This window comes from Streptomyces sp. NPDC093071, assembly GCF_044754545.1.
Taxonomy (GTDB): Bacteria; Actinomycetota; Actinomycetes; order Streptomycetales; family Streptomycetaceae; genus Streptomyces.
Window position 1 is genome coordinate 259,064 of the sequence record NZ_JBIVPH010000002.1, and the last position, 22,401, is coordinate 281,464.

Consider the following 22,401-nt stretch of genomic DNA (forward strand, 5'->3'; position numbering starts at 1 on the left):
GCTCACCGGCCCGGAGCGTCGGGCCCCGGAGCGCCGACAGCCTACCGACGGGGAGATCGCCCGGGCGCGGGAGACCGGTTCGGGTGGTCGTCGTGGTTCCGCCGGATGCCGAAGGGCGAATGGCGGTGGTTCGGCGGGGCACCTGATACTTCCAGCAGATACCGCGTCACTTGTTGTTCCGGAGGCATCGTCATGAGTCTTCTCCGTGTCATCGGCCGTCCGATGCTCGCTTCGATGTTCGTCGTCGGCGGTTTGAGTTCCCTACGGGATCCTCGGCGGGTGGCCCCGGTGGCCGAACCCGTCGTGCGGGCCGTGACCGAACGGATCTCCGTGCTGCCGGACGACACCGAGCGGGTCGTCCGGCTCAACGGTGCCGTACAGGTGGTGAGCGGCGTCCTGCTCGGGCTCGGCCGCTGCCCCCGGCTGTCGGCGCTGGCCCTCGCCGCGACGCTGGTGCCCACCACGCTGGCGGCGCACCGCTACTGGGAGGTCGAGGACCCTGCCGACCGGGCCCAGCAGCGCGTCCACTTCTTCAAGAACGTGTCCATGCTGGGCGGCCTGCTGATCACCGCCGACGACACCGGCAGCGCTCCCTCGCTCCTGTGGCGCGGCCGCCACGCCGCCCAGGACCTGCGGCACGACGCCTGTCTGGTGCGCCGCTCGGTCCGGGCCACCGCGCCCACCGCGGCGGCGGTCGGCAGCGGCCGGGCCAAGCTGGGCATCTGAGCCCCGGCGCCGTCGGCGGTGTTCCGGCCGCTCAGGACCGCGAGGGCGCCGGTGGCCGCCAGGAGCCGAACGACCAGGGGGCAGGCTCCCACAGGAGAGTCCGGAGCCGGGCGGCTCGGGCGCGGTGATCGCCGTACGAGGGCGAGCGGGGCGGCGGTCAATGGTGGTCGGTGGGCGTGGCCGTGCGGTCGAGCAGTGCGCGCTGGGAGTCGGTGAGCCGGAGGTCCGCCGCGGCGAGGTTCTCCTCCAGGTGGGCGAGCGAGGCGGTGCCGGGGATCGGCAGGACGACCGGGGAGCGGGCGAGGAGCCAGGCGAGGAGGACCTGGGCGGCGGTGGCGCCGAGGTCGGTGGCGACGGTGGTGAGCGCGGAGGGCCGGTCGGGTTCGGCCGCCGCGGCGACGGGGCGCCAGGGGAGGAAGGCGATGCCGGCGGCCTCGCACGCCTCCAGGACCTGCTCGTGCTCCCGGTCGAAGAGGTTGTAGCGGTTCTGTACGCTCGCGATCTCGGCGGTCCGCCGGGCCTCGGCGAGCTGCGCGGTGGTGACCTCGGACAGGCCGATGTGCCCGATCTTTCCCTCTTCTTGGAGTTCGCGGAGCGCGCCGACCTGTTCGGCGACCGGGACCTTCGGGTCGATCCGGTGCAGTTGCAGGAGACCGACGCGCTCGATCCGGAGGCGGCGCAGGCCCTGCTCGACCTGTTCGCGCAGGCTCTCGGGCCGGGCGTCGTACGCCCACCCTTCCGGGCCGGTCCGGAGGATCCCGACCTTGGTGGTGATCAGCAGCCCGTCCGGGTACGGGTACGGGGCCTCGGCCAGGAGTTCCTCGTTGGCGCCCCATCCGTACAGGTGGGCGGTGTCGATCAGGGTGACGCCCCGTTCGACGGCGCGCCGGGCGACCGCGAGGGCGGCTTCCCGGTCGGGGGCCGGTTCGGTCGGCAGGCGCATGGCGCCGAATCCGAGCCGATTCACGCGGTGTTCGCCTCCGATGGAGAACGTCCCCGCCGCGCCCGGAGTGCTCGACGTCATCGGTTTTCCGCTCATCGGCCCGACGATACCCAGTCCCTCCTCGCGAGGGGCTCGAACGCGACGCCGTCGCATATTCGAAAGCACCATGCGAAATCACCCCGCTTGGAGATATGGCACAACCGTTCGGTAGGGGGCGCGATATACGGCCTGATCAGGAGAGAATTCCGGTCGCACCACCCCAAGGATCAAGAGGAAGAACCCGTGCGCCCAAGACTCTTCGGCATGACCGCTTCCCTGGCCGCGTTCGGACTGCTGGGGTCCCTCGTCACCGCCTGCGGCTCCCCCGGAAGCGGCGGGACGACGCTGCGTCTGGTGGTTCCCGAGTACGGCGACGGCCCGGCGACCAGCTCCAAGGCGTACTGGGACAGGCTGGCCATCGCCTTCGCCGCCGCCCACCCCGGCAAGAAGGTCGAGGTGACGCTCTACCCGTGGGCCGAGGTCGACCGCGAGGTCACCCGCATGGTGGAGGAGGGCGACGCCCCGGACGTGGCCCTCCTGGGCGCGTACTCCGACTTCGCCGCGCAGGGCCGCCTCCACCCCGCCGGCGAGGTGCTGTCGATCAGGACGGAGGCGAACTTCCTGCCGCCGCTGGTGAAGGCCGGTTCGGTCGACGACACCCTCTACGGCCTGCCCTTCGTGGCCAGCAGCCGGCTGCTCTTCTACAACCAGGAGCTGTTCGACGAGGCCGGGGCGAAGCCGCCGAAGACCTGGTCGGAGCTGAAGGGCGCGGCCCGGGCGCTGAAGGAGGAGGGCGTGGTCTACCCGTACGCGCTGCCGCTCGGTCCCGAGGAGGCCCATGCCGAGGCCCTGATCTGGGAGCTCAGCAACGGCGGCGGATACACCGACATACGCGGGGAGTACAGCCTCGCCTCCGAGCGGAATGCGCAGACGTTCCGCTGGCTCAAGGACAACCTGGTCGGGCCGGGTCTGACCGGTCCGGTCCCGCCGGGGCGGCTCAACCGGCAGGACGCCTTCGACGCCTTCCTGCGCGGCGACGTGGGAATGCTCAACGGCTACCCCTCGCTCCTCCACCAGGCGCGGAAGAAGGGCATGAAGGTCGGCACGCTCCGTATGCCGGTGTCGGACACGCTGGACAGCGAGGAGACCCCGCCGGCGGCGGGCGTCGCCGACTGGATGATGGCCTTCAAGCGGGAGGGGAACCGCGAACTGGTGGGCTCGTTCCTCGACTTCGTCTACGAGGACGAGAACCTCAACGAGTTCGCCGAGCGCTACCGGCTGCTGCCGTCGACGGTGTCCGCCACCCAGGCGTCCCGGGGCGCGGCGGCCGACCCCAGCGCCGAGCAGTTCCTGATCGCCCTGCGCGGCGCCCGGCTCTACCCGGTCAACGAACCGTCCTGGCTGCAGGTCAGCAACACCATCAAGCGGAACATCGGCAAGGCGGTGGAGCCGTCCGCCGATCCGAAGGCCGTGCTGGAGCAGATCGCCCGGCAGGCCGAGGAAGCGGCACAGCCGGAGTAGTGGCGCAGCCGGAGCAGCAGCGCGCAGTCGGAGTAGCCGCACAGCCGGATCAGCGGCCTGGCATCCTGGGGCCATGCGTCCTGAGGATCCTGCCCTCCGTCCCCTGCTGGTGGTGGACGGGGCCAATGTCGTGGGTTCGGTGCCCGACGGCTGGTGGCGCGACCGGCGCGGGGCCGCCGAGCGGTTGCGCGACCGGCTCGCCGCCACCGGCGGTCCGGCCGACGGCCCGTACCCGGGGCCGTACGAGATCGTCCTGGTCGTCGAGGGCCGTGCCCGGGGCGTCGCCTCCGTGCCCGGGGTGCGGGTCGAGGAGGCTCCCGGCAGCGGTGACGACCTGATCGTCGAGCTGGCCCGGCGCGCGGCCGACCGGCCGTGTCTGGTCGTCACGGCCGACCGGGAGCTGCGCCGCCGGGTGGAGGAGGAAGGCGCCCGCTGCACGGGTCCCCGCGGTCTCCCTCCGGCGCCCGCCCCCTGATCGTTCGGCAAGGAGCTCACGTCCGGGGCGTTCCGCCTTCGGGAAGGCCGTCCAGGAGGTGGCCGAGCGTCCCGAGGACCAGGCGGCAGACCTCGTCCGGGTCCGCGTCCGCCAGGGGCCGCTTGCCCGCGACCACCCGGGTCAGGCCGATGCCCAGGAGCCACGACAGGGCGAGGTCCGCCCGCAGTGCCGCGTCGTGCCGGGTGCTCAGCTCCGCCAGGGCCTTGGCGTACGCCTCGCCCAGCCCGGCCACCGCCGTCGAGACCTCGTCGCCGCCGCCCACCGAGCGCAGCATCGTCTTCAGCGAGCGGCTCGCCCCCGAAGCCCCGGCCGGGTCCGCCGGGGGATGGAGCAGGCTGCGCAGCACCGCCTCCACCAGCCGCTCCGGCGGAGTGCTCCGCAGCTGCTCGTACCCGCCCTGTGCGACCACTTCGCCGAACAGCGCCTGCTTGGAGCCGAAGTGCCGGAACAGCAGGGCCTGGTTCACCCCGGCGCGGGAGGCGATCTCCCGTACCGTCGCCCGGTCGTAGCCCCGCTCGGCGAAGAGGGCCGAGGCGGCGGCGAGCAGCCGTTCCCGGGTGTCGCCGCCCCGTGCGCCGCCGTCCGGAACGGACCGCTCCCCCGCGCCCTCCCGCCGTACGGCCGCCCGCTCCGCCGTCTCCGCTCCGTCGACGCTCGTCCGTGCCATCCCCGCCCCCTCCACACCCCCGCCGTCGGCCACCCGAACGGCGCAAACGGCCCCATTGACCGCCTCCGGAGACCAGCCTAGGTTCTGTAAGCACCCGCTTACACAACGGAGGCGTTCCATGACCGCGACGGCGGACCACACCCCCCTGGACTATCCGTTCAACGAGCCCGAAGGACTCGGCCTCGCCGAGGCGTACGGCGAAGCGCTGGAGCGGCCCGGACTGTTACGCGTCCGGATGCCGTACGGCGAACCCGCCTGGCTCGCCACCCGCTACGCCGACGCCCGTCTGGTCCTCGGCGACCGGCGCTTCAGCCGCGCCGAGGCGATCAAGCACGACGAGCCCCGCCAGTCCGAGGCGCAGCAGGACACCGGCATCCTCGGCATGGACCCGCCCGGCCACACCCGGCTGCGCACCCTGGTGGCCAAGGCGTTCACGGTCCACCAGGTCGAGAAGCTGCGGCCCCAGGTGCGCGAGCTGGCGCACGGGTTCCTGGACGAGATGGAGGCCGCGGGGCCGCCGGCCGACCTCGTGGAGTCGTACGCGCTGCCCATCCCGGTCGCGGTCATCTGCCGGATGCTCGGCGTGCCGGAGGAGGACCGGCCGAAGTTCCGGGTGTGGAGCGACGCGGCCCTGTCGACGAGTTCGCTGACCGCCGAGGAGTTCTGGCGCAGCCGCGAGGAACTGCGCGCCTACATGGCGGAGCTCATCGAGGACCACCGGGCCCGTCCGCGCCCCGACCTGATGACCGGTCTGATCGAGGCCCGCGACACCGGCGACCGGCTCACCGAGCTGGAGCTGGTCGACCTGTGCGTGGGCATCCTCGTCGCGGGGCACGAGACGACGGCCAGCCAGATCCCCAACTTCGTGCACGCCCTGCTCGACCATCCGGAGCAGCTCGCCCTGCTGCGCGAGAGGCCCGATCTGATCAAGGGCGCCGTCGAGGAACTGCTGCGGTTCGTCCCGCTCGGCAGCGGCGCCGCCTTCCCCCGGTACGCCACCGAGGACGTCGAGGTGGGCGGCACGCTGGTGCGGGCGGGAGAGCCGGTGCTCGTGGCGATCGGCGCCGCCAACCGCGACGCCCTGAAGTTCACCGGTCCCGGGCGGCTCGACGTCACCCGCACCGGGGTCCAGCACCTCGGCTTCGGGCACGGCGTCCACCACTGCCTGGGGGCGCCGCTCGCCCGCCTGGAACTCCAGGAGGCGGTCCTGGCGCTCCTCACCCGCTTCCCGGACCTGCGTCTGGCGGGGGACGTCCGCTGGAAGGACCAGATGCTGGTGCGGGGTCCGCGCGAGATGCCGGTGGGCTGGTGAGCGGGGTGCGCTGGACCACCGCCGTCGACCGGGAGATGTGCATGGGCTCGGGCATGTGCGCCGGGCTCGCCCCGGACCTGTACCGGCTGGAGGGTGACGTCGCCGAGCCGGTGCGTCCGGAGATCGCCGAGGACGAACGGGCCCTGGACGCCGCCGACTCCTGTCCCGCGCTCGCCATCACCGTCCGCGCGGGCGCCCGGACGGTGGGCCCGCGCCGCTGACGGAACCGGACGCCCAAGGGGACGACACGCGCCTTTCCTGTCGGCCGCCGCGAGGCGGGCCGGCGGGAAAGGCGCGCGGGCCGTCCGGCCCGGCTTCGCGCCGTCGTGGGCGGACACGTGTCACCCGGGCGTTCAGACTTCAGAAAATCGCTTCGTAGAGAATTTCAAATTTCTGCAAGTCTTGGGCGCGCGAAAGGAGGGAGGGGTCAGACCTCCATCTCCTCTTCGACACGGCGCAGTTGGTGCCGGGCCATGGCGAGGTTGGCCTTGTGCTTGTCGAGGACGAGGTAGAGGAAGAGATTGGTCTTGCCGCGTCCCTTTCCGAGGGTGATGAGGTGGTACTGGTTGCCCAGGGTGATGAGGATGTCGTCGATCTGCTCCTGGAGGCCGAGGAGTTCCATGGTGTGGAGCTTGGCCCGGATCACGTCGGTGTTCCCCGCGACCGCGACGTGGACGTCGAAGTCGCGTCCGCCGCCGAGGGATCCCAGGGCCATGCCGCTGGTGTAGTCGCCCACAGCGGCGGCGAGGCTGCCTTCCACCCGGGTCATGATCTCTTTGAGAGAGACTTCCACGTTCGCCATGGGCTGCCGCCTTCCGTAGTGGATATGCCGGGCGCCTTTGCGGACCCGGTCGGTGCGACGCTACCCATCCCGCCCGCCGGGCGGGGGCGGTTTGCCCGAACACGTGGGTGCGGCGGTCCCGTTTCGGCCGGTTAGCGACGGGTCGAGGCGTCGAGGTCCGCGAGGAGCGCGGCCTGACCCTGGAGCACTCCGGTGAGGATGCCGCGCGCGACCCGGAGGAGCTCCGCGACCTCGTCGTTCACCAGGCGGTAGTACACGCTGACGCCCTCGCGGCGCGTCAGGACGAGGTTCGACCTCCGCAGCACGGCGAGCTGCTGGGACAGCGCGGCCGGCTCCACGCCCACTTCCGGCAGCAGCTCGGAGACGGCGTGCTCGCGGACGCTGAGCAGTTCCAGGACCCGGATGCGGACCGGGTGCCCGAGGGTCTTGAAGAACTCGGCCTTCAGTTGGTAGAGCGGTGTGCTCACCTCGGTGGCCGGTTCGCCGCCCGCCGCCCTGGGTGCGCGTGTCGGCACGGTGGGCCCCTTTCCTGGCTACGGGCGGCCGTCGTCGATCCGCCGGTGTGTTGCCCCACGATCCCAGACTCCCGCACCACGGCACACCCGTCTTCGCACATCGGAGCCGCTCCCGGCCCCACCGTGGCGCTTCCCGGCTCGTGCGGTGGATCCGGCGGGGCGGGGCGGGGATAGCGTGGGGGCCGGATCCGGACGACGACGAGGAGGCCGTGTGCGGTTCGCGCTGGACGCACTGTACGCCGACGTGCCCGCGGAGCAGGTCGACGCGGCCCGCGACTTCTACCGGTCGCGGAAGGCGGGTCGCGGGCCCGGCACGCCGGAGGAGCTGAGGGAGGCGCGGGCGAGGAGGTCCGTTCCGGCCGTCGTCGATCCGGCCGCCGTCGAAGAGACCGTCGAAGCCGCGGGGAGACGCGTCCCGGTCAGGATCCTCACCCCTGCCGGCGGTCCCCCTCGGGGCGTTCACCTGGACGTGCACGGCGGCGGCTTCTTCATGGACTCCGCGGCGCACGGAGACCGGCGCAACCGCGCGCTCGCGGACGCCCTGCGGGTCGCCGTCGTCGGTGTCGACTACCGGCTGGCCCCCGAGCACCCCTGGCCGGCGGCCCCCGACGACTGCGAAGCGGCGGCGCTCTGGCTCGCCGAGGAGGCCGGGGCCCGCTTCGGCACGTCCCGGCTCACGATCGGCGGAAGCTCGGCGGGAGCCACCCTGGCCCTGGTGACCCTGCTCCGGCTGAGGGACAGGGGCGCCGCCGGCCGGTTCGCCGGGGCCGCCCTCCAGTTCGGCACCTACGACCTGAGCGCGCGGACCCCGGCCGGGCGCCGCATCGCGGACGAGTACTTCCTCCGGGCGTACGCCGGCCACGTGGAGGACCGCACCGTTCCCGACGTCTCCCCCGTCTACGGGGTTCTCGACGGCCTTCCGCCCGTCCTGCTGGTCGTCGGGGACGAGGACGTGCTCCTGGAGGACAACCTGGCGCTGGCGGGCCGGCTGTCCTCGGCCGGCAACGACGTCGAGCTCCGGATCTATCCCGGAGCGCCCCACGGCTTCACGGGCCATCCCACGGCCATGGCGGGGACGGCGCTCGACGGTGTCGACTCCTGGCTGCGGGACCGGATCGCGCGACCGTAGGGCTCCGGGGCCGGAGGACGGTCGTCAGGTGCGGGTCGGGACGGGGCCGCACAGGTGGTTGCCCGGTTCGGACGGGTCGTCGCTGATCCAGAACTGGATCCACAGCTCGGTGAACTCGGGGCGGCCGAGGTAGCCGTCCCCGTCCTGGTCGAGGCGGTCGAAGACGTCGGCGACGTCGACGCGCTCGCCGTGCCACGTGTCGACCAGTCTCCGATGCTCGGCGGGAGAGATCCGGCCGTCGCCGTTCTCGTCGACGGCGTCGAAGACGGTCTCGGCGGTCTCGGCGACGGTCTCGCGCATCGTGGGCAGCAGGTCCACCATGGCGAGGAGCTCGTCCAGGTCGATCCTGCCGTCCCCGTCGGTGTCCACGTGGGTCGCGAGGTGGTCCCACCAGCCGAGCATGACCGCGTCCACGCGTGCGGCCAGTTCGGATCCCGGCCGTACGCGGGGCAGGTTCCTCCAGCGTTCCGCGAGGGCCTGGAAGTCGCGCCGGTCGAGGTAGCCGTTGGCGTCGGCGTCGAACGCGCGGAACATATTGACCAGCTTGTCGCGCTGGAACTCACTTGCCACGGTCGGCCTTTCTGTCGGTGTTCGCGGCGATCCTGCCCGCGGGCGGCCGCGTCCCAACGGCGCCCGGTGGTGCGCGGGGGCGTGCGCGCCCCCGTCCGTACGCCCCATGTTCTGCGCGCCCCACCGGGCCCCCGCCCGTGCCTCTCCCCCGCTCCCTGTCCCTCCACTAAATCCTCTGGGAGAGAGAACAACAGTGGGTTACGATCACGGAGATGATGAACTTCTCCTCGTACCGATTGGGGGACTCGTTCGCACAAGGTGAGTGCTGATGGCACATCACCTCGTGAACGAGATTCCGACCCACCTGTCGATGTGGCGGCGCGTACGCGAGTACGCCGTGCCACCGTCCATGATCGAGACCGCGACCGCACGGCGTGCGGTCGGGGACTGGGCGGGGGCCTGCGCCGCCGCCCGGATCGACGCCGATCTCGATCTGCGCGCCGTGGCCGACCGCCACGGCACCCCTCTCGCCGCGCGGCTCCGCGCCGATCTGCGCCGCCTGGCGCCGGATCTGCTCCGCTGGCACATGCCCCGCATCGCCCCCGACGGGCGGCTCCGCCCCGGCCTCACCATGACGCTGGCCCGTTACGGGGATCCCGGCGCCGTGCCGCTGAGTCTGGTGGTGCGGACGCCTCCGGTCCGGGCGGACGCCGGGCAGCGGATGTCGCTCGCCCTGTGGGAGGGGGCCGGGAACGACGTTCCCGGCGGCCCTCCGTACGCCCATCCGCATCCGCATCCCGAACGGCGCTTCCGGTTCGACCTGCACCGGCACCTCTGGGACGCGGAGCGGAGCGGTGACCTGGCACGGCGGTGCGGCGCGCTCGGCCCGCACGTCCCACCCGACCGGCCGGACGGTCCCTCCCCCGGGAGCGGGCCGTGGGCGGTCGCGAGGTGGGCGGCCGAGGCGGAGGCGCTGCTGCGGGCCGAGGGCCTCCCTCCGCGCGGGGCCTTCACCGTACGGCTCGGGGCGGGGCGGCGGGCCGTGTTCGAGCTCGTCGCTCCCGACGACAGCCACGCACCCGTCTTCAGACCGCTGCGGGAGCCGCTGCCGCCGCAGGAGGAGGCGGCGCTTCCCGTGCTGCCCGAAGCGGCGGCCCGGATCCTTCCCGACCTGGAGCTGCTGCGCGCGGGGCTGATCACGGCGGAGCGGCTGCATCCGCTCGTCGCCGGGTCCCTGGCGGCGCCCGTGCCCGCCGCCCCCGTCCCGGTGTCCGGGCCCTCCCACAACCCCGGTGATCCGCACCGGGTGGAGTGCGGGGGCGAGGTCCACCGGATCGCGCTGCGGGACGGGGTGCTGTCGGCGATCGACCACGACCCGGTCACCCTGCGCCGGGAGGAACTGCTGGTGGCCCTCGGCGGGCCGGCGCTGCCCTGCCTGCGGGTGATCGACACGGCGCACCGCAATCCGGAGGCCCTGCCCGCGGTCCGGGAGCGGCTCGGCCACGGCGACGTCTCCGGGGCGCTGGCCGTCGTGGCGGGGCTCCTCGGTCCCGGCGCGGTCCTGCGCGACGGTCCGCTGCGGGAGGAACTGGTGACCGCCGCGGCCCGCCGCGTCGACCACGGCCTCTTCCGCGCGGGGCTGGTCGCCGAGCATCCCGCCGCCGCGGTGCCCGCCGGGACGGGGGCCGTGGGAGCGAACCACCGTCCCCGGATCGGCCGCCGTACGCCCACCGCGATGCGCCGCAAGCGCGGCGGTCTGGCCCGGCCCCGTACCGGCCTGTCCCCGTGACCCGCCCGGCCCTCTGAACTCTCCTCCCCACTCGGCGCACTCCGCGCCCTTCCACGCTTCACGCCCTCCGGGACGGGTCGCCCCGTTCCCCCTTTTCCCCAGGTGATGCCCATGACGTTCAGCACCCTCGTGTCCGCCCCCACCCCCGTCTCCTCCGCCGCGTCCGGTACCGTCGGCCGCCTCGCCCCGGCCGACGAGCTCCTCGGGCTGCTGCGGACGACGACCACCGAGCCGCGCCCCGACGAGCAGCTCGAAGCGCTCGCCCTGGCCGTCGCCGCCGACCTGCCCGTACTGCTCTGGGGCGAGCCGGGCATCGGCAAGACCGCGGCCCTGACGCAGCTCGCCGTCTCCCTCGACCTGCCCCTGACGACCGTCATCGCCAGCGTCCACGAACCGTCCGACTTCGCCGGGCTGCCGATCGTGGGCGACGACCCGGCCGTCCAGGGGGTGCCGATGGCGCCCCCGCAGTGGGCCGTGGAGCTCGTGCGCGCCGGGCGGGGCCTGCTCTTCCTGGACGAGCTCTCCACCGCCACCCCCGCCGTGCAGGCCGCGCTGCTCCGGGTCGTCCTGGAGCGGCGGGTCGGCACGCTGCGGCTGCCGCCGGGCGTGCGGATCGTGGCCGCCGCCAACCCCCGGGCGTCGGCGGCGGACGGGTGGGAGCTGAGTCCTCCGCTGGCCAACCGGTTCGTGCACCTGCACTGGGTGCACGACCGGGAGGTGGTGGTGCGCGGCCTCGGCGGGGTCTGGCCCCGGGCGGAGCTGCCCCGGCTCGCCCCGGAGCGGCTTCCGGAGGCGGTGGTCCTCGCCCGGCGCGCGGTCTGCGGCTTCCTGAAGGCCCGGCCGACGCTGATCCACCGGCTGCCGACCACCGAGACGCAGCGCGGGGGCGCCTGGCCCTCGCCCCGGAGCTGGGAGGCCGCGTTGACCCTGCTGGCCTTCGGGACGGCGGCCTCCGTCTCGCGGGAGGTGCTGGCGCTGCTGGTGCGGGGAGCGGTGGGCGACGGCCCCGGGCTCGAACTGATGGCTCACCTGGACCGGATGGACCTGCCGGACCCCGAGTCGCTGCTCGCCGATCCGGCCTCCGCCGAGCTGCCGGAGCGGGGCGATCTGCGCCAGGCGGCGCTCGAAGCGGTGGTGGCCGCCGTCGGGGCGCGCCCGGAGCGGGAGCGGTGGGAGGCGGGCTGGGCCGTACTGGTCCGGGCCCTGGAGACCGGCGCGCCGGACCTGCTCGTCGCCCCGGCGACGACGCTGGCCGCGCTGCGCCGGGACGACTGGGCGGTCCCCGAGTCGGTGGAACGGCTGGCCGGGGTGATCGGCCTCGCCCGGCGCGCGGACCGGTCGGTGGGACGCGCCACCGCGGCGGACGGCACCGGGCGTACGGCGGGGGCGCGCCGGTGACGGGGGCCGCGCGGCCCCGCGCGCCGCACCGGAAGGTCCCGCCCCCGCTCCCCCGCCCGATGGCCCCGCCACCGCCGCCGCGCCCGGTGCGCGCCACCGTACCGACGGCACCGGCCCCCTCCGGCAGGCCGGCCGGTGGGCCCGAAGTCCCGCTGGACATGGAGAAGTTGATGGCGGCGCGGCTGCACGCGGTCAAGGTGCGCCCCTATCTGGCGGGGGCGCTCTTCGCCCTGCACGTGGTGGAGGACCGGTCGGTGCCGACGATGGCGGTGGACGCGTACTGGCGCTGCTACGCCTCCCCGGCCTTCGTGGCGTCCACTCCGGTGGAGGAGCTGGCGGGCGTCTGGGTGCACGAGGTCTCCCATCTGCTCCGGGACCACCACGGGCGGGGCGAGCGGTACGCGAAGGAGTACGGCGAGCACGGGCCGGGAGGGCGGCTGCGGCGCAACATCGCCGCCGACTTCGAGATCAACGACGACATCTACGGCGACGGCCTGCCCCGGCCGGCCGGGGCGGCGCTGCCGTCGATGCTGCGGCTTCCCGAGGGCCAGTTGATGGAGGAGTACCTGCGGACGGCGTCGATGTCCGGGCTCGCCGCCGGTCTGGCCTGGCTGGACTGCGGCAGCGGCGCCGACGGCCACGAAAGGCCGTGGGAGCTGGGGCCCGACGGGGCCCACGGGCTGAGCAGGCAGCAACGGGACGCGGTCCGCTTCCGGGTCGCGGAGGGCATCAAGGGCCGGCCGGGCGACGCGCCGGAGGGGTGGCGCCGGTGGGCGGAGGAGGCGTTCCATCCGCCGCAGCCGTGGCGGCGCCTGCTGGGGGCGGCGATCCGTTCGGCGGCGGGAGGGCCGGGGGCGGGCGAGAACCACAGCTACCGGCGTCCGTCCCGGCGCTCGGCGAGCCTTCCCGGGGTGGTGCTGCCGAGTCTGCGCCGTACGCCGCCGAAGGTCTGCGTGGTGATCGACACCTCCGGGTCGGTGAGCGACGCCGAGCTGGGCAGCGCGCTCCTGGAGGTGGCGGCGATCTCGCGGGCGGTGGGCGGGCGGCGCGACCTGGTCTCGGTGATCTCCTGCGACGCGGCGGCCGGGGTCGCCGTGCCGCTCTGCCGCGCGGAGAACATCGAGCTGGTCGGCGGCGGCGGGACGGACCTGCGCTCCGGTTTCGCCCGGGCGCTCCGCTCCCGGCCGCGCCCGGACGTCATCGTCGCCCTGACGGACGGCCAGACGCCCTGGCCGTCCGCGCAGCCGTCCTGCCGCACCGTCGTCGGCCTCTTCCCCCGTCCCGGACGCGCCGTGGACGAGAGGGATCCCGACTACGTGCCCGACACGCCGCCCGCCTGGGCGCGGGTCGTCTCCATCAGCTGAGCGGGGACCCTTCCCGGCCCGTCGGCCGCACCAGCCCGCGGAACGGGCGGAACCACAGCTCGGCGCCGCCGGGTTCGTCCTCGAACCCGGCGAGCACGAGGAGCTGCCGTCCGTTCTCGGCGACGTAGAAGCACTCCGCCGGGGCGGCGGTGTCGCGCCCGGCCAGCTCGTCGGCGAGCGATCGGGCCGCTCCGGCGTCCTCGGTGTCGTGCCAGGTCGCGGTGAAGCCGAGGGCGGCTCCCCCGTGGCGGGCCGCGAGGCGGTGGGGCGCGTAACGGCCCGGCGGACCGGCCGAGTAGAGCGCCTGGACGGCGCTGCCGAGGGTCTGCTGGTTGCGGGGGGCGGCGGCGAAGGTCCGGTGCGCCTCGGAGTCCGTCCACTGGGCGAAGTTGAGGACGGTCCGGCCGTCGGACCCCGCCAGGCAGTGGCGGGAGAGGTACGCGGCCGGCAGCCGGGTCGCCTCCCAGGCGTCCATGACGCCGGACATGACCTTCCGCTGCTGTTCGGGTCCCTCGGTGTGCCAGAGGGAGGCCAGGACGAGGCCCGCGTCGGGGCGGGCGGGATCGGGCGGTGCGACCGGCCGGAGGCCGGAGACGGTGGCGTTCACGGCACCAGCCTCCGACCTCGACCGCGGTTGAGGTCAAGCCCCTCGCCCCGGGGCGGAGGGGTTCAGGCGGTCGGGGTGATCAGGTCGCTCAGGGGCTGGGCGGAGTCGGTGCCGGAGTGGCCGAAGGGGGCGTCGAAGCTCCAGACGAGGAAGAGCAGGAAGACCACCAGGGCGCTGAAGGTGGTGGCCAGCAGCAGTTCGCGGGCGGAGCGGCGGATCTGCAGGGTGTAGAGCAGGCCGAGGGTGACCACGCCACCGGCGACGAGGCCGAACCAGAGCGCGCCGGGCAGCGTGGTGCCGGCGCTGTCCAGGCGCTGGTGGCGGGCGTTGTCCGCGGCGGCGACCTGGTCGAGGAGGGGCTGGTAGGCCTGGGCCTGCAGCTCGTCGGCCGGGGTGTGGTGGGCGATGTCGCTGCGGATGCGGCCGAGCAGGTCGGCGCCGGTGGAGCCGACGGGCGCGTCCTCCTTCATGGCGGGCCATTCGGTGGTGACGGCGTGCCGGGCGTAGGCGTCGATGTGTTCCTTGACCTGGGTGCGGAAGGCCACCGGGTAGACGTCCAGGCGCTGGTCGATCTCGTACAGGGCCTGGGCCTCGCGCTGGACGGTGTCCTCGGCCGCGCCGCGGGCCTCCCACACGCCGGCGATCGCCAGGCCGAGGACGATGGCGTAGACGACGCCGACCATCATGACCATGTATTCCAGCACGTCCGGGGTCTCCGAGGTGTCCTCGTCCGCGTCCGCCCGGCGGTGCCGCATGACGGTGGTCGTGATGACGAGCAAGCAGACCAGGACCGAGGCGAGGGTGTAGACGAGCCATTCCGGCACAGCGCAACTCCAGGACGGGTGAGACGGGTGACAGGGAGAGGGGAGGAAGGGGCGGGCGTCAGCCGCGGTTGCGGCGGCGGGAGCCGGGGCGCAGGGCGGCGGCGGCCAGGACGCCCGGGAGGGTGACGACGACCGTGGTCATGGTCGTCGACAGTCCGGCCGGGACCGGTCGGGTGGGGCCGCCGGTGTAGTGGGGGCGGGGTACCCAGCGGAAGGCCTGCCGGGCCTTCGCCGGAGCCTCGGCCGGGATCGGGGCCGGGGACGCAGAGGAAGTCGAGGCCGGGGTGGTGCCGGGCTCCGGGTCGGCCGGTGGCGCGGGTTCCCCGGGACGCTCGGCGGCCTTCGGGTCGGCGGCCCGGAGCGCCGCGTGACGGGCGGGCGACGGGGCCGGCCGGTGCGGGGGCGTCACGGCCGGTACGGGCTCCGGCTCGAACCCCGGCGCGGGCGAAGGTGGTGCCGGGCGGTGCGGTGCGGGAGGGGGCGGTGACGGTGCGGGCGGAGGCACCGGCGACGGCGGTGCCGGGGGCCGGCATTCGGACGGAGGGGTGGACGCGGGCCCCGGGGGCTCCGGGTCGCCGTAGCCCATGTCGACCCATACGTCGGGGGCGCAGACCACCAGGCGGTCGGTGGTCGGGGTGTGCTCCATGACGACCGTGGCGTCGCCGTGCTGAGGCAGCGGGCACAGGGCCGCCGCGGCTCCCAGACCGACACCGATCCAGCTGCCCACGCGCAGTCCTTTCCCCGCTACGACCTGTTCTCGTGCGCCCCTCGGGAGGTCCGGGAGGGGCGGAGGCGTCGCCGCCGTAAAGGGGCGACACAGCGGGTAACGATCATGGACGGGGCAGGTCACGGGCTGTGTTTCACGAACCGGTGCTTCTCGGGCGCTCAGGTGGTTCCGTGAACGTCGCTCAGGTGGTTCCGTGAACGTCGCTCAGGTGGTTCCGTGAGCGTCGTTCACGTGATTCCGTGCGCGTCGTTCATCTCGTCCCGCGCACGGTGACGACGGGGCAGTGGGCGTACGTCATCGCGGCCTGGCTCACCGAGCCCAGGAGCAGCCCGGCGATGCCGCTGCGGCCTCGGGCGCCGACGACGAGGAGTCGGGCCGTCCCGCTCGCCTCGATCAGGACCTCGTGCGGCTTGCCGTCCACCAGCTCGCGCCGGACGGTGACGTCCGGATGGGTGTCCGCGCGGCCGGCGACCGCCCGGGCCAGGGACCGCGCCTCGGACTCGGGGGTCGTGCCGGGCGGGGCCTTGTCCGGTTGCCAGGCGTGCACCGCGACGAGCTCGGCCCGGCGCCACGCGGCCTCGGCGAAGGCGACGTCGACGGCCTCATCGGCGTCCGGGGAGCCGTCGACCCCGAGGAGGACGGGCCCCGTTCCGTCGGACGTGCCGTGTTCCTCGCGGACGGTCATCACGGGGCAGTGGCTGCGGGCGGCCAGGGACACCGGGGTGGAGCCGAGGAGCACGCCCGTGATGCCGCCCAGCCCCCGGGAGCCGACGACGATCAGGTCCGCGCCCCGCGACTCGGCCTCCAGGACGTGCACCACGTCTCCCGTCACCACGGCCTTGGTGACCGCGAGGCCGGGCGCCGTGCCGAGGGCGTGGGCCGCCGCCTCCTGGACCAGGGTCGCGGAGGCGGGTTCCGGCACCACGTACCTGGGCTTGATCGGGACCTCCACGTGGACCACGCGCAGCTTCGCGCCGCGCCGTGCCGCCTCCGCGGCGGCCGCTTCCACTGCGGTGAGGCTCGTCGGCGAGCCGTCCACCCCGACCACGACCAGATTGCTCATAGCTGGCTGCTCCCCTTCACGGTGCGGGTTCCCAGCCTCGCCCCGTCGCCATGCCGCTGCAATTCCTGCGCCGCCGCGGAGGGCGCGGGGGCGGTGGGGCGGGTCAGCTCCCTCGGCCGGCGCGCAGCTCCAGCCGTTCCCCCTCGAAGCGTGCGCGGAAGCCCCGGTCGTGCGAGACCGCGACCACCGCCCCCGGGTACGCCGCGAGCGCGGTCCGCAGGTCCTCGACCAGGTCGAGGGCGAGGTGGTTGGTCGGCTCGTCGAGGACGAGGAGGTCCGCGGGCCGGGTCACCAGGGTCGCGATCTGCAGCCGTCGCCGCTGTCCCACGGAGAGGAGGTCGACCGGGACGTGCAGGTCCTCCTCGCGGAACAGGCCCAGGGACAGGAGCCGTTCGGCGTGCTCGTCCGGCGGTCCGGGCCGGCCGACGGCGAACGCGGCGAGCAGCGGAAGCCGTGGGGAGCGCGCGGGCGGTTCCTGTGGGAGGTAGCCGATCCGGGCGGGGCGGCGTACGGTGCCCGCGTCCGGTTCCAGGTCGCCCGCCAGGACGCGCAGCAGCGTCGTCTTGCCCGCCCCGTTCCCGCCCGTGACGAGGAGCCGCTGTCCGGGCGCGAGCGTCAGGAGGCCGTCCAGACGCAGCCGCTCCCCGACCCGTACGCCGTCGAGTTCGGCGAGGGGGCCAGGCGCCGGACCGTCCGTCGCCGTCGCCGTCGCCAGCGTCGTCGCCGGCGTCGTCGTGAAGCGGAGCGGTGCCGGTGGCTTCGGCGCGGGGTCGCGTCGCAGCCGGGCCAGGTGTTCCCGGACAGAGCGCACCTGGCCGCCGAGTTTCGCCTCGCTGGACCTGCGGTGCTTGCCGAAGCCCTGCCCGGGGTCGCGGCCGGTGGTGGAGAGCCGTCTCGTCGCGGCGTCGAGCAGTTCCTCCGTACGGGTCACCTCCTCCGTCCAGTCCGCGTACCGCTGCTCCGCGCCGCGCCGGGCGGCGGCCTTCGCGGCGCGGTAGCCGGTCCAGCCGTCGCCGTAGCGGCGCACGGTGCGCTCGTCCCGGTCGACCTCCAGGATCGTGGTGGCGACGCGCTCCAGGAACTCGTGGTCGTGGGTGACGGCGACGACGGTGCCGCGGTGGGCGCTCAGGTGTGCCGCCAGCCAGTGCGCGGCCGCCGCGTCGAGGTGGTTCGTCGGTTCGTCCAGGAGCAGCAGTTCGGGGGCGGCGGCCAGGACGCAGGCGAGCGCGAGCCGGGCCCGCTCGCCGCCGGACAGGGAGCCGAGCGGGCGGTCGCGGGTGATCCGGGTGAGGCCGAGGGCGTGCGCCGTGGCGTCGACCCGGGCGTCCGCCTCGTATCCGCCGCGTTCCTCGTAGGCGATCAGGAGTTCGCCGTAGGCGGCGAGTTCCCCGTCCGACGCGTTCCCGAGGGTCTCCTCCGCCGTGCGGAGCCTTCGCTCCATGGCGCGCAGCTCGGTCAGGGCGAGGTCGACGGCGTCCTGAACGGTGCGGGACGGGTCGAGGCCGAGGGTCTGGGCGAGGTGGCCGGTGCCGCCGGGGAAGCCGACGATGACCTCCCCGGCGTCCGGCGTCTCGGCTCCGGCGAGCAGCCGCAGCAGGGTGGACTTGCCGGAGCCGTTCTCACCGACGACGGCGGCCTTCTCCCCCGGCCGGACGGTGAGGGAGACCTGGTCGAGGACGGTACGGGTGCCGTAGGACTTGGTGACGTCCTTGACGGACAACTGCGCCACGGCGGCGGAAGCGGTGCCGGAGGCGGTGGTGGGCAGGACGGTACGGGCGCGGTCGCGCATGGGTTTTCCCCGGGCTACGAAGGGTCTACGGGCGGCAGAGACGGCGGCGTCGGCCGTGCCCGGACTCAGACGAAGAAGAAGAGGAAAGCCATGTCCTCACCATAACAAGACGTACCGTCTCGCCCCCAGCCGTTTTCGCTCGCCCCGGGTGGGGCCGGGTCTCAGCGCCGCAGGAGGGCGCAGACGAAGTCCTCCTGGACGGCCCGGACCTTGGTCAGCAGCTCCGGCTTGAGGGTCTTGCTGGTCTGGGTGTTGATCGAGAACGTCAGGGACCGTTTGCCGTCCGCCGTCGCGACGGCCAGCTGGGTGTAGCCGGGGAAGTTGCCGGTGTGGCCGTAGACCGTGCCGCACCGGGTCGTGTAGCGGAAGATCGCCAGTCCCCCCGCGTTGGCTCCGGGTCCGGCGGGCTCCGAGGCGGCGCCCGGGATGAAGCGCCGCTGCTGGTTCCGGACCTCCTCGGAGAGGTAGTCGCGGCCGCCCGCCCAGGCCCGGACGAACGCGTTCAGGTCCTTGGGCGTGGCCACGATGCCGCCGGAGGCCCACACGCCGGAGGCGCTGAGGGCCTCGCTGATGTCCTCGGGCGGGGCGGGCGGCGTGACGTCGTAGCCGTGCAGGTACGGCCTCGGCATCCGGTAGCCCTGCGGCAGGACGGTCTGCCGCAGGTCGAGGGGCCGGTACACGAGCTGTTCGAGCAGTCGCTCGTACGGCCGGCCGGTGACCGCCTCCGCCATCAGGGCGACGGCGATGTTGTCGGAGTTCGAGTAGGCGTAGCGCGATCCCGGCGGGAAGAGCAGTTTCCGGTCGGCGACGAAGTCGAGCAGCCGGCGCGAGTCGAAGCGGTGCCTCGGGTCGGCGATCAGGATCTCCAGGAACGACGGGGCGGTCGAGAAGTCGGGCAGTCCGCTGGTGTGGCTGAGCAGCTGCCGGAGGGTCACCTTGTGCCAGGCCTTCGGCAGGGCGGGGAGGCGTCGGCCGATCGTGTCGTCCAGGGCGAGGCGGTGCCGGTCGACCAGGCGCAGGGCGACCGCCCCGCTGTACGCCTTGGAGACGCTCGCGAGGCGCATGTACTCGTCGGCACGGGGCGGTCTGCCGGTCCTCGTGTCGGCCACGCCGGCCCGGTGGACCGTCGTCCGGTCGCCCACCTGCATCAGGGCGATCGCGCCGGGCGGTCCGCCGGGCGTCCGGACCAGGTCGTCCAGCTGCTTCCGCAGGGCCTCGGCCGAGGACGGGGAGGGGGAGGGAGGCGGGGGCGTTCCGGCCGCCCGCGCGGACTGGCCGGCGGCGCCCAGCGCCAGGGCGCCGACGAGGGTGGCGACGGACAGGCGCAGACGTGCGCGCGAGCGGGAACGGCCTCCAGGGCGTGCCGACACGGGGGCTCCTTCTCGGGGTGACGCGGGGCGGACGGGCGCCCGGCGAGGGGGGTTCGCCCCAGCATCGACCGCGCGGCCGCCCCGCGCCTTTCCGCTGCTCCATCCGGCCGAGATCCCCACGGGCCCCGGCCGGGCACCCCCGGCCCGGCTCCGCCTCGCGTCACGGTCCGACGCGGGCTCAGAACGCGAAGGCTTCTCCGCCGTTCAGGGTGGCGCCCATGACGCAGGCGTTGGAGAAGGTGTGCTGCCAGGAGGTGCGGGTCCCCGCCCAGACGCCGTCCACGGTGACGGTGACGGGGTCGAAGTGCTGCGGGCACGCACGGTCGGGATCGGGAGAGGCGAGGAGTCCGTCGAACCCGTTCCCCGCGAACCGCGACGCGAGTTCGGCGCAGGCGGCCTCGGGGGCGGGGTGCGTTCCGCCGGGTCCGGGCATACAGCTGAGCGTGGCGGCGCGGAGGACGGTGACCGGACCGGCGTCGGCGCCCCTGCCGATCGAGAGGACGACGGCGGAGGGGGCGTACAGGCTGGTGGCTCCGGTCTCCACGGCGGCGGCGGTGCCGGCCGTACCGGCGGTGCCGACGAGACAGAGGAAGGTGGCCGCGAAAGTTGCGGCAGAACGACGAAGCACGGGAAGATTCTCTTTCTGATCGACGGAAATGAGCGGTCTTTCTCCTGCGATTCCTGCCCATCTTGCGCTTCGGAGTGTGTCTGACACGCAGAGCTACCGCACCTTCATGACCGTTATTCGGACATCGGAGCACGATTACCGGTGGCTCGAGGGGTGTCGTGGCAGTTCAGACGCGGTGCGGAGGGCCTTCGGCACGGCCCCGTACGCGCCCCGCGCCGGGCCGTTCCCCTCCCCCACCGGCCGCCGACCTGCTCGAAGACGCGTCCGATTTACCGAACGGCCATTCAGTACGGCCGGTTAGCGACGTACCACCGCCGGGTCCATACGGCGTCGAGCGCGCCCGTCACGGAAGACCGGGAACGGCGTTCCACTCCGCGAACGGACCGGACCCGCTGATCGACACCGGTGCCCTCCCCGTCGTCGGCCCGGACGGTACGGTACGTCGTTCCCCGTGGAGAACCTGGTGAGCCGGTGCCGGGAAAGGGGCCGGAGGAGATCCGCGAGACCGTACACCGGCTGCACGCGGCCGGCGTCCTCTTGGCCGAGGAGGGCGGGGAACACGACGTCCTCCACGTCCGGATGGTCGCCGGGCGCCCGGCGGGACCTGGCGCTTCGAGGGCGAGGGCGCCGTCTCGCGCGCGGCCGCGTGCGTCCCCGACGGCCTGAAAGCGAGATCCCCCTCGACGCCGCGGCCGCCGTCGCCCTCCGTGCGGCGGGGATCCGGGAACGCGGACGGTGAAACGCGTCTTCGGGGGTACGGACGGAGAAACCCGTCCTTTCCCACAGGAGGAGGAGACGTCCGTGGCGTCCTCGTTGCTGGAAGCGGTCGACATCAAGGCACCGGTGGCCGTGAGCTGGTCCCTCTGGGCCGACGTCGAGCGCTGGCCCACGTTCCTCAGCCACGTCAGGCGCGTCGACCGGATCGACGCCGGGACGTTCGCCTGGCAGGTCTCCCTGCCGGGCGCCGACAAGGCCTTCGTGGCCGAACTGACCGAGGTGGTCCCGGAGGAGCGGATCGCCTGGCGGACGACGGAGGGGGTCCACCACGCGGGGGTGGTCACCTTCCACCGGCTCAGCGATACGGAAAGCCGGGTGACGCTCCAGGTCGAGTACGAGCCGAAGGGCTTCGTCGAACACCTGGGTGCCGTGACGAACCTCGACGCGACCCTGGCCAACTACGACCTGGGCGAGTTCCAGCGGATGGCCGAGCACGAGGCCGGTCGCAGCTGAGCCGGAGACGGCCGGAGACGGTCGTCTCACGCGCGGGAGGGGCCCGGTGTCGCCGGGCCCCTCCCCCGTACACCGGCGTTCACCGCCCCACGGGGCGCCCCGCCGGTCCTTCGCGGCCGGTGCTCGTCAGCCGCGGACGATGTTCTCGGCCTGGGGCCCCTTCTGGCCCTGCGTCACGTCGAAGGTGACCGCCTCGCCCTCCACCAGCTCCCGGTAGCCGTTGCCGGAGATGTTGGAGTAGTGGGCGAAGACGTCCGGGCCGCCGTCCTGGGCGATGAAACCGAAGCCCTTCTCGGCGTTGAACCACTTCACGGTACCGCTGGCCATGCTGCATCCTTCGATCGCGCCGGGACTCCCGGCCGGGGTGAAAAGAACGGTGCCGCCCACCGGGGGAAGACACCCGTCACCGCCCTACCCCGATCTTCACCCCGTCAATCGATCTTGCGCCCTTCGGGTCACGGAAAAGCCGCCCCACCGGCCGGCGACGGGGCCGGGGGCGTCTCAGGCGGCCAGTCCCGGTGCCGTCCGGGCGCCCCGCGCGCGGGCGGCCGCCAGCAGGGCGTCGGCGGCCGCCAGGGCGTCCTCGACGCGGGTCGTGCCGGTGGCCGCGCACAGGGCGCGGGAGACGTCTTCCAGCGGCTGCCCGTCCCTCTTCTCGCCACGCGCCTCGGCGATGCGCAGGTCCGCGTAACGGGTCAGCAGGGAACGGAGGGTGCGGGGATCGGGAGTCAGCACGGGCCGGCCTTTCACGGTCCAACAAGTGGTTTCCGTCTTCCCCGGACGCGTCCGCTCATGCCTGCCCCGGACCGGAATCCCGTGACGCCCCGGCCGGGCCCGGTGGACGGTCCGCGACGATTCCGGATCCGCGCGTGGGGATCGCGGCGGAGCGGGTAGCAGGGAAGGCACTCCCGGGCCTCGGACCGTCACCGGTCCGTGCGGTCCTGCCGCTGCG

Annotated in this window: 24 protein-coding genes; 10 read left to right on the plus strand and 14 right to left on the minus strand. The window is 73.9% G+C overall.

Translation table 11 applies throughout. The features are described 5' to 3' along the window. Positions 1–192: 192 nt before the first annotated feature. Positions 193–726, plus strand: coding sequence for a DoxX family membrane protein (locus ACIQD7_RS07045; protein WP_402440227.1), 534 nt, complete (start codon positions 193–195; stop codon positions 724–726). A 157-nt stretch (positions 727–883) separates the two neighbouring features. Here ACIQD7_RS07045 and ACIQD7_RS07050 read toward each other — a convergent pair whose 3' ends face one another. Next, complete coding sequence (locus ACIQD7_RS07050) at positions 884–1,765, minus strand: aldo/keto reductase (RefSeq protein WP_402440230.1); 882 nt, start codon at positions 1,763–1,765, stop codon at positions 884–886. A 207-nt stretch (positions 1,766–1,972) separates the two neighbouring features. On the opposite strand from ACIQD7_RS07050, the gene ACIQD7_RS07055 reads away from it, so the two are divergent. Beyond that, positions 1,973–3,229, plus strand: a complete 1,257-nt coding sequence (locus ACIQD7_RS07055; RefSeq protein ID WP_402440233.1) for an extracellular solute-binding protein — start codon at positions 1,973–1,975, stop codon at positions 3,227–3,229. 73 nt (positions 3,230–3,302) lie between these two features. Then, entirely contained in the window at positions 3,303–3,704 is a 402-nt protein-coding gene (locus ACIQD7_RS07060; RefSeq protein WP_402440235.1) for an NTP pyrophosphohydrolase, read from the plus strand. 16 nt (positions 3,705–3,720) lie between these two features. On the opposite strand, the gene ACIQD7_RS07065 is transcribed toward ACIQD7_RS07060, so the two are convergent. Further along, positions 3,721–4,392, minus strand: coding sequence for a TetR family transcriptional regulator (locus ACIQD7_RS07065; protein WP_402440237.1), 672 nt, complete (start codon positions 4,390–4,392; stop codon positions 3,721–3,723). Between the two features lie 118 nt (positions 4,393–4,510). Between ACIQD7_RS07065 and ACIQD7_RS07070 the strand changes: the two genes are divergently transcribed. Beyond that, positions 4,511–5,704: a cytochrome P450 gene (locus ACIQD7_RS07070; RefSeq protein ID WP_402440239.1), complete on the plus strand. Its 1,194-nt coding sequence runs from the start codon at positions 4,511–4,513 to the stop codon at positions 5,702–5,704. 5 nt (positions 5,705–5,709) lie between these two features. Next, a complete protein-coding gene (locus ACIQD7_RS07075; protein ID WP_402440241.1) occupies positions 5,710–5,925 on the plus strand; it encodes a ferredoxin in 216 nt (71 codons plus the stop codon). A 206-nt stretch (positions 5,926–6,131) separates the two neighbouring features. Here ACIQD7_RS07075 and ACIQD7_RS07080 read toward each other — a convergent pair whose 3' ends face one another. Next, the gene (locus ACIQD7_RS07080) at positions 6,132–6,506 is read right to left on the minus strand and encodes a hypothetical protein (RefSeq protein ID WP_030207566.1); all 375 of its coding nucleotides are present in this window, start codon (positions 6,504–6,506) and stop codon (positions 6,132–6,134) included. 131 nt (positions 6,507–6,637) lie between these two features. Then, positions 6,638–6,973 (minus strand): metalloregulator ArsR/SmtB family transcription factor, encoded by a 336-nt coding sequence (locus ACIQD7_RS07085; protein WP_121833116.1) that lies wholly within the window; start codon positions 6,971–6,973, stop codon positions 6,638–6,640. Between the two features lie 259 nt (positions 6,974–7,232). Here ACIQD7_RS07085 and ACIQD7_RS07090 point away from each other — a divergent pair, with 259 nt between their 5' ends. After that, complete coding sequence (locus ACIQD7_RS07090) at positions 7,233–8,150, plus strand: alpha/beta hydrolase (protein ID WP_402440244.1); 918 nt, start codon at positions 7,233–7,235, stop codon at positions 8,148–8,150. A 24-nt stretch (positions 8,151–8,174) separates the two neighbouring features. Here the strand turns inward: ACIQD7_RS07090 and ACIQD7_RS07095 are convergent, their stop codons facing one another. Then, complete coding sequence (locus ACIQD7_RS07095) at positions 8,175–8,720, minus strand: EF-hand domain-containing protein (RefSeq protein WP_402440246.1); 546 nt, start codon at positions 8,718–8,720, stop codon at positions 8,175–8,177. A gap of 268 nt (positions 8,721–8,988) precedes the next feature. Here ACIQD7_RS07095 and ACIQD7_RS07100 point away from each other — a divergent pair, with 268 nt between their 5' ends. The 3 genes from ACIQD7_RS07100 (at position 8,989) to ACIQD7_RS07110 (ending at position 13,211) form a co-directional block, all read left to right on the plus strand. Next, entirely contained in the window at positions 8,989–10,449 is a 1,461-nt protein-coding gene (locus ACIQD7_RS07100; RefSeq protein WP_402440248.1) for a hypothetical protein, read from the plus strand. Positions 10,450–10,560: 111 nt separating this feature from the next. Next, complete coding sequence (locus ACIQD7_RS07105) at positions 10,561–11,847, plus strand: AAA family ATPase (protein WP_402440250.1); 1,287 nt, start codon at positions 10,561–10,563, stop codon at positions 11,845–11,847. Positions 11,848–12,005: 158 nt separating this feature from the next. Beyond that, positions 12,006–13,211 (plus strand): VWA-like domain-containing protein, encoded by a 1,206-nt coding sequence (locus ACIQD7_RS07110; RefSeq protein ID WP_402440252.1) that lies wholly within the window; start codon positions 12,006–12,008, stop codon positions 13,209–13,211. Here the strand turns inward: ACIQD7_RS07110 and ACIQD7_RS07115 are convergent. From ACIQD7_RS07115 to ACIQD7_RS07145, 7 genes are all read right to left on the minus strand, one after another. After that, positions 13,204–13,818 carry a hypothetical protein gene (locus tag ACIQD7_RS07115; RefSeq protein WP_402440253.1) on the minus strand — a complete coding sequence of 205 codons (615 nt, stop codon included), beginning with the start codon at positions 13,816–13,818 and terminating at the stop codon, positions 13,204–13,206. The two genes, ACIQD7_RS07110 and ACIQD7_RS07115, sit on opposite strands and share 8 nt — an antisense overlap. A 62-nt stretch (positions 13,819–13,880) precedes the next feature. Beyond that, positions 13,881–14,642 (minus strand): hypothetical protein, encoded by a 762-nt coding sequence (locus ACIQD7_RS07120; protein ID WP_402440255.1) that lies wholly within the window; start codon positions 14,640–14,642, stop codon positions 13,881–13,883. 58 nt (positions 14,643–14,700) lie between these two features. After that, positions 14,701–15,369, minus strand: a complete 669-nt coding sequence (locus tag ACIQD7_RS07125) for a hypothetical protein (RefSeq protein WP_402440257.1) — start codon at positions 15,367–15,369, stop codon at positions 14,701–14,703. Positions 15,370–15,619: 250 nt separating this feature from the next. Further along, positions 15,620–16,432 carry a universal stress protein gene (locus ACIQD7_RS07130; RefSeq protein ID WP_402440259.1) on the minus strand — a complete coding sequence of 271 codons (813 nt, stop codon included), beginning with the start codon at positions 16,430–16,432 and terminating at the stop codon, positions 15,620–15,622. Between the two features lie 103 nt (positions 16,433–16,535). Further along, the gene (locus ACIQD7_RS07135; RefSeq protein ID WP_402440261.1) at positions 16,536–18,221 is read right to left on the minus strand and encodes an ABC-F family ATP-binding cassette domain-containing protein; all 1,686 of its coding nucleotides are present in this window, start codon (positions 18,219–18,221) and stop codon (positions 16,536–16,538) included. 161 nt (positions 18,222–18,382) lie between these two features. Further along, on the minus strand, positions 18,383–19,591 hold the full coding sequence (locus ACIQD7_RS07140; protein WP_402440263.1) for a serine hydrolase domain-containing protein: 1,209 nt from the start codon (positions 19,589–19,591) through the stop codon (positions 18,383–18,385). Between the two features lie 178 nt (positions 19,592–19,769). Beyond that, complete coding sequence (locus ACIQD7_RS07145; protein ID WP_402440265.1) at positions 19,770–20,219, minus strand: subtilase-type protease inhibitor; 450 nt, start codon at positions 20,217–20,219, stop codon at positions 19,770–19,772. 801 nt (positions 20,220–21,020) lie between these two features. Between ACIQD7_RS07145 and ACIQD7_RS07150 the strand changes: the two genes are divergently transcribed. After that, positions 21,021–21,449, plus strand: a complete 429-nt coding sequence (locus tag ACIQD7_RS07150) for an SRPBCC family protein (RefSeq protein WP_402440267.1) — start codon at positions 21,021–21,023, stop codon at positions 21,447–21,449. A gap of 126 nt (positions 21,450–21,575) precedes the next feature. Here the strand turns inward: ACIQD7_RS07150 and ACIQD7_RS07155 are convergent, their stop codons facing one another. Continuing rightward, a complete protein-coding gene (locus tag ACIQD7_RS07155; RefSeq protein ID WP_383410330.1) occupies positions 21,576–21,776 on the minus strand; it encodes a cold-shock protein in 201 nt (66 codons plus the stop codon). A 174-nt stretch (positions 21,777–21,950) separates the two neighbouring features. Continuing rightward, positions 21,951–22,184 (minus strand): DUF5133 domain-containing protein, encoded by a 234-nt coding sequence (locus ACIQD7_RS07160; RefSeq protein WP_383410333.1) that lies wholly within the window; start codon positions 22,182–22,184, stop codon positions 21,951–21,953. Positions 22,185–22,401: the final 217 nt, after the last annotated feature.

Bases quoted from the DNA above. Each gene is read 5' to 3' on its own strand.
- ACIQD7_RS07110 (WP_402440252.1), top strand. From the start codon at position 12,006: ATGGAGAAGTTGATGGCGGCGCGGCTGCACGCGGTCAAGGTGCGCCCC.
- ACIQD7_RS07100 (WP_402440248.1), top strand. From the start codon at position 8,989: ATGGCACATCACCTCGTGAACGAGATTCCGACCCACCTGTCGATGTGG.
- ACIQD7_RS07055 (WP_402440233.1), top strand. From the start codon at position 1,973: ATGACCGCTTCCCTGGCCGCGTTCGGACTGCTGGGGTCCCTCGTCACC.
- ACIQD7_RS07135 (WP_402440261.1), bottom strand. From the start codon at position 18,221: ATGCGCGACCGCGCCCGTACCGTCCTGCCCACCACCGCCTCCGGCACC.
- ACIQD7_RS07060 (WP_402440235.1), top strand. From the start codon at position 3,303: ATGCGTCCTGAGGATCCTGCCCTCCGTCCCCTGCTGGTGGTGGACGGG.
- ACIQD7_RS07155 (WP_383410330.1), bottom strand. From the start codon at position 21,776: ATGGCCAGCGGTACCGTGAAGTGGTTCAACGCCGAGAAGGGCTTCGGT.
- ACIQD7_RS07130 (WP_402440259.1), bottom strand. From the start codon at position 16,432: ATGAGCAATCTGGTCGTGGTCGGGGTGGACGGCTCGCCGACGAGCCTC.
- ACIQD7_RS07065 (WP_402440237.1), bottom strand. From the start codon at position 4,392: ATGGCACGGACGAGCGTCGACGGAGCGGAGACGGCGGAGCGGGCGGCC.
- ACIQD7_RS07070 (WP_402440239.1), top strand. From the start codon at position 4,511: ATGACCGCGACGGCGGACCACACCCCCCTGGACTATCCGTTCAACGAG.
- ACIQD7_RS07045 (WP_402440227.1), top strand. From the start codon at position 193: ATGAGTCTTCTCCGTGTCATCGGCCGTCCGATGCTCGCTTCGATGTTC.
- ACIQD7_RS07080 (WP_030207566.1), bottom strand. From the start codon at position 6,506: ATGGCGAACGTGGAAGTCTCTCTCAAAGAGATCATGACCCGGGTGGAA.
- ACIQD7_RS07050 (WP_402440230.1), bottom strand. From the start codon at position 1,765: ATGAGCGGAAAACCGATGACGTCGAGCACTCCGGGCGCGGCGGGGACG.
- ACIQD7_RS07105 (WP_402440250.1), top strand. From the start codon at position 10,561: ATGACGTTCAGCACCCTCGTGTCCGCCCCCACCCCCGTCTCCTCCGCC.